This is a genomic window from Shimia sp., from assembly GCF_041624275.1.
GTDB lineage: Bacteria > Pseudomonadota > Alphaproteobacteria > Rhodobacterales > Rhodobacteraceae > Shimia.
Map to the genome: position 1 here is coordinate 1 of NZ_JBFJVE010000237.1, position 3,728 is coordinate 3,728.

Consider the following 3,728-nt stretch of genomic DNA (forward strand, 5'->3'; position numbering starts at 1 on the left):
AGCATCGGCAGCCCGCGCGCCGTGCGCGCGGTCGGCACCGCGGTCGGGCGAAATCCGGTAAGTTGGCTGATCCCCTGCCACCGCGCCCTGCGCAAATCGGGGGGGCTGGGCGGCTATCACTGGGGCCTGCCGGTGAAACGGGCGCTGCTGGCCCGCGAAGCGGCGCGGGCCGAGGCCGCACAGACGGCCGGGGACGACGGCAAAGCGCAAGAACTTGCCGAGAAACCCCTCTGAGAGGTTTGGGTCCGGGTCGAAACTGCCCTATGTTGGAACCGGAGCCGGAAAACCGGACCAGGACCTACCAGAGGCAGCCACAATGACCCGCATTCTTCTTCCTGCACTTCTTACCTCAGCCATCGCCCTTGGCGCCTGCACCAGCCCGGAATATGTCACCGGAGACCAGCAGTCGCAGGACGAGTACCGCAACACCCGCGGAGGCGTCATTCTCGGCGGAATCCTCGGCGGGGTTCTCGGCGAGGTGATCGCCGACGAGCCGGTGGCCGGGGTGGTGATCGGCGCCGGTGTCGGCGCGCTGATCGGCCATGACCTGGACAAGCAGGCGGCCGAGCTGCGCCGCGACATCGACAACCGGAATGTCGGCATCGTCAATGCCGGCGACCGGCTGATCGTCACCCTGCCCCAGGACATCCTGTTCGCCACCGACAGTTTCGCGGTGCGCAGTGACCTTCAGGACGACCTTCGGGTGGTGGCCAAAAGCCTGAACAGCTACCCGGGCTCGGTGGTGCAGGTGATCGGCCATACCGACAGCACCGGATCGGCGGCGCACAACCAGAGGCTTTCGGTGCGGCGCGCCGAAGCGGTGGCCGATGAGCTGATGGACGCCGGGGTCGGCTTCGAACGCATCCAGACCATCGGCGCCGGCGAGAACCAGCCGGTGGCCTCGAACCTGACCGAAGAGGGCAAGGCCCGCAACCGCCGGGTCGAGATCGTGATCCTGCCCAAAGCCTGACGGTAGCCGATCACGCCAGCAGGTTGCTGATCTCGACCAGATTGCCGTCGGGATCGCGGATATAGAGCGACAACAGGGGCCCGGTTGCACCGGTGCGGCGCAGCGGGCCCAGTTCGACCGGCACACCGGCCTGGCGCAGGTGATCCTGCCAGAGCGCGAGCGGCGTATCGCTGAGGAAACAGAGATCCGCCGATCCGGGGCGGACATGGGCGGCCTTTGGGTCGAACTCGGCCCCGGCCTGATGCAGGTTGATCTTCTGCGATCCGAAAGCCAGCGCCCAGCGGGTGCTGCCGTCGGGCGGGGTGAAGGTTTCGGGCTGCATGCCCAGAACGTCTCGGTAGAAGGTCAGGGTCGCGGCGATATCGGCCACGGTCAGGACCAGATGGTCGATACCGGAAATCCGAGGTGACATGCCACTTGCTCCCGCGCTGTACCCGTCCTAGCCTGACGCGATGCAGGACGAGATTCAAGACAGGCTGCGTCAAAGCGACGTGATCGACCCGGCCCGCGCCGCCGCCGGGCTGGCGATGCTGGGGCTGGCCGCCGAGGTGTCGCCGGGCGATGCCCTGCCGCCGTTCTTTCACCAGCTCTATTTCTGGCAGGCCCGGCCGCCGGCGCAGCTGGGGCGCGACGGGCATCCGAAAACCGGCGGGATCATTCCCGACATGGGTCTGCCGCGGCGGATGTGGGCCGGCGGCGCGCTGGAGTTCCATGCGCCGCTGCGGGCCGGGCTGGCGGCCGAAAAGGTGACCACGCTCGAGAACAGCAGCCGCAAGCAGGGCCGCAGCGGACCGCTGGGCTTTGTCAGGCTGCGCCATGAGATTTCGCAGGGCGGGCAGCTTTGCGTCACCGAGTACCAGGACCTGGTCTATCGCGAAGACCCGGCGCCGGGCGCTCGGCTTCCGACGCCGCCGAGGGCGCGCGAAGAGGCGCTGCGCCGCGAAAGCCGCAGCTTCGACAGCACGCTGTTGTTCCGCTACTCGGCGCTGACCTTCAACGGCCATCGCATTCACTATGACCTCGATTACGCCCGCAGCGTCGAAGGCTATGACGGGCTGGTGGTGCATGGGCCGCTGCTGGCGCAGATGCTGATGCTGATGGCCGAGCGCGAGCTGGGCCGCCTCGGGCGGTTTTCCTTCCGGGCCACGGCACCCTTGATGCATTTCGAACCGGCCGAACTGTGTTGGGGCGGCGATGGCAACCTGTGGGTGCGGGCGCCGGACGGGCGGCAGAACATGATCGCCGAGGCGGGATAAGGGGCGCTGCCCCTCGCGCCCTGCGGGCGCTCACCCCGGGATATTTCAGGCAAGAGAAAGAGCGGCGCGGGCGCGCCGGGGTCAGCCGGCCTCGCATTCCTCGAGCAGCGCCTGGTGGCGGGCGGTGAAGGCAGCGCGGGTTTCGACCGGCGGGCGCAGGTGGATCTGCAAGCCCCTGAGCAGCGTGGCCCCGGGCCTGCCGAACAGCTTGTCGGCCTCGGCGCGGGTGAAGCCGGCGATCTCCACCGCCTCCATCCAGGCGCTGACACGGTCGGCTTTCTTGATCTGCACCTTGATCGGCGCCGGCAGGATGGTGGGCAGGCCGAAACGCAGGTGAATGGCGGCGCTCAGCCGCTGGTCAAGCGCCTCGTAGCCGGGGCCGACCGAGGCCTTGACCGGCGAAATCATGTCTCCGATCACGTATTCCGGCGCGTCGTGCAGCAGCGCCGCCAGCCGCCAGCGGGCGGAAATCCCCGGGTTGAGCCGGGCAAAGAGGGTCTCCACCAGCAGCGAATGCTCGGCCACGGAATAGGCGAAATCGCCCTTGGTCTGGCCGTTCCAGCGGGCGACGAAGGCCAGCCCGTGGGCGATGTCCTCGATCTCGATATCCATCGGTGTCGGGTCCAGGAGGTCGAGGCGGCGGCCGGAGAGCATGCGTTGCCATGCGCGGGTCAAGGGCAGGATCCTTTGCGGGCGGTTACCGGGAAGCGGCGGTCAGAGACGGGTTTTCCACGGATCAGGATGGCGCGCAACCAGCTTGTGCCAGGCCGGCAGGGCCCAGAGGTGTTCGACGATATTGGCGATCTGCCACAGCGGCCCGTAGCGGCGCCCGCCGGGGCGGTCCGGGGCGCATTGCCCGGGCAGGTCATGCTCTGCGAGAAAGCGCTGATAGGTGGCGATGATCCCGGCCGGGTAGCTGGTGCGGACCGTGGCCGCCTTCCAGGGTTTGGCCGGGCCACCGAAATGGATGATCTTCGGCGTCGCCCGCGCGGTGAACCGTGGGTATGCATTGGCCCATTGCCAGTTCCAGACCGGGGACAGCTCGGCCCATCGACCTTCGAGCGCCAGGTTGAGCAGCGACTGGTCGTGATGTGCCAGCGGCGTGCCCCGGCGATGGATCTCGAGCATGCGCGCGAGCAGCCCCTCGGCGTTGTAGCGCGCCACGTCGATCAGGCAGACGCCGGAATTGAGGTACCTGCCGACCGGCAGGCCGAGCTCGGCGAAATCGATGATCGGCCGGTCGGGGCGCAGCCATTGCAGCTTGTCGCTGACCGCGGCAAGCACATGCGGCCCGAGATCGGCCTCGAAGAGCCGCGACAGCTCGGCAGTGTCGAGATAGGTATCGGCGTCGGTGTAGAGGATCCGGTCGTAGCGGCCTGCCAGCGCCCGGGGCAGCCACAGCCGCAGGTAGCAGACCAGAGGCAGCCACAGCAGCGGCAGGTTCTCGGCCTCCATCTCGCGGCGCAGGTCGAGCACCTGGTTGCGGATGCCCAGCGCGGCGA

6 protein-coding genes are annotated in these 3,728 nt (G+C 68.2%); 3 read left to right on the forward strand and 3 right to left on the reverse strand.

The window, feature by feature from the left end; translation table 11 throughout:
• A partial coding sequence (locus ABZD10_RS14250) for a methylated-DNA--[protein]-cysteine S-methyltransferase (RefSeq protein WP_372887480.1) occupies nt 1-234 on the forward strand: 234 nt, incomplete at its 5' end.
• Nucleotides 235-316: 82 nt separating this feature from the next.
• Nucleotides 317-970: an OmpA family protein gene (locus ABZD10_RS14255; protein ID WP_372887481.1), complete on the forward strand. Its 654-nt coding sequence runs from the start codon at nt 317-319 to the stop codon at nt 968-970.
• 10 nt (nt 971-980) lie between these two features.
• On the opposite strand, the gene ABZD10_RS14260 is transcribed toward ABZD10_RS14255, so the two are convergent.
• A complete protein-coding gene (locus tag ABZD10_RS14260; protein WP_372887483.1) occupies nt 981-1,382 on the reverse strand; it encodes a VOC family protein in 402 nt (133 codons plus the stop codon).
• A gap of 40 nt (nt 1,383-1,422) precedes the next feature.
• On the opposite strand from ABZD10_RS14260, the gene ABZD10_RS14265 reads away from it, so the two are divergent.
• On the forward strand, nt 1,423-2,226 hold the full coding sequence (locus ABZD10_RS14265) for an acyl dehydratase (RefSeq protein WP_372887484.1): 804 nt from the start codon (nt 1,423-1,425) through the stop codon (nt 2,224-2,226).
• Nucleotides 2,227-2,307: 81 nt separating this feature from the next.
• Here ABZD10_RS14265 and ABZD10_RS14270 read toward each other — a convergent pair whose 3' ends face one another.
• Both ABZD10_RS14270 and ABZD10_RS14275 read right to left on the reverse strand, forming a co-directional pair.
• Nucleotides 2,308-2,880 carry an HD domain-containing protein gene (locus ABZD10_RS14270; RefSeq protein WP_372887488.1) on the reverse strand — a complete coding sequence of 191 codons (573 nt, stop codon included), beginning with the start codon at nt 2,878-2,880 and terminating at the stop codon, nt 2,308-2,310.
• 60 nt (nt 2,881-2,940) lie between these two features.
• The coding region (locus tag ABZD10_RS14275) for a glycosyltransferase family 8 protein (RefSeq protein ID WP_372887486.1) at nt 2,941-3,728 on the reverse strand (788 nt) is incomplete at its 5' end.

Bases quoted from the DNA above. Each gene is read 5' to 3' on its own strand.
- ABZD10_RS14255 (WP_372887481.1), top strand. From the start codon at position 317: ATGACCCGCATTCTTCTTCCTGCACTTCTTACCTCAGCCATCGCCCTT.
- ABZD10_RS14260 (WP_372887483.1), bottom strand. From the start codon at position 1,382: ATGTCACCTCGGATTTCCGGTATCGACCATCTGGTCCTGACCGTGGCC.
- ABZD10_RS14265 (WP_372887484.1), top strand. From the start codon at position 1,423: ATGCAGGACGAGATTCAAGACAGGCTGCGTCAAAGCGACGTGATCGAC.
- ABZD10_RS14270 (WP_372887488.1), bottom strand. From the start codon at position 2,880: ATGCTCTCCGGCCGCCGCCTCGACCTCCTGGACCCGACACCGATGGAT.